Source organism: Collinsella sp. SGI.033, from assembly GCF_050315135.1.
In the GTDB taxonomy this organism is placed as follows: Bacteria; Actinomycetota; Coriobacteriia; order Coriobacteriales; family Coriobacteriaceae; genus Collinsella.
This window is the reverse complement of the sequence record NZ_JBNPOK010000068.1, coordinates 1-674: the sequence shown is the minus strand read 5'-3', so window position 1 is coordinate 674 and position 674 is coordinate 1. Positions and strand designations below refer to the sequence as shown.

The window sequence follows — 674 nt, the reverse complement described above, 5'->3', positions numbered from 1 at the left end:
ACCTAATCGACTCGATCCAGGACCAGTGCGCCCGGGTCCAGTTGCCCTTCCTGCGGCCGGTGGGCGTCCTCTCGTCGAAGGCGAGCCCGTGCCTGAGCAGGAATTTGGAGAGCCGCTGCTTCGCGCGCGAGAGGTCGTCCCTCGCGTCCTCGAGCGCCCTGGTCAGGTCGCGGGCGGCCTCGCACTCGTCGTCGGGGACCCACACCTCGACGACGTTGCCGACCGACAGCATGCGGGCGAGGAACTCGGCGTCGTTGCGGTCGTTCTTCCTGCGCCTGTCCGCGCTGGGCTTGATCATCTTCGAGACGGCGCCGACCACGCAGTCGACCCCGAGGCCGGAGAGCCTCTTCTGCAGGTCGAACCCCGTGACCCCGGATTCGTACACGCACCTGGCCTTTGGGTCCACGGACCGCACCCACTCCGCGACTGCCCCGGCGTCGTAGCCGAAGGTCGCGCAGCGCACCTCCCCGGTCATGACGTCGAGGGAGACTGCCTTTATCGAGCGGGCGTGGACGTCGAGGCCGACGAAGGTGGTAGTATCGAGCATGGGAGCCCCTTCCATGAATGCGGCGTGGCCGCCGCGGCTGAATTAGACACTCACCATTGTCGGCCTAATCCGCGGTCTTTCATGCAGCAGGGGCTCTCAATGTTTTTATGTCCTGCTCATATCGTCT

The 674-nt window shown here is 65.7% G+C and carries 1 protein-coding gene; it reads right to left on the bottom strand.

The genetic code is table 11. The features are described 5' to 3' along the window. The coding region (locus ACQRC0_RS08790; protein ID WP_427729328.1) for an IS110 family transposase at positions 1 to 547 on the bottom strand (547 nt) is incomplete at its 3' end. Positions 548 to 674 lie beyond the last annotated feature (127 nt).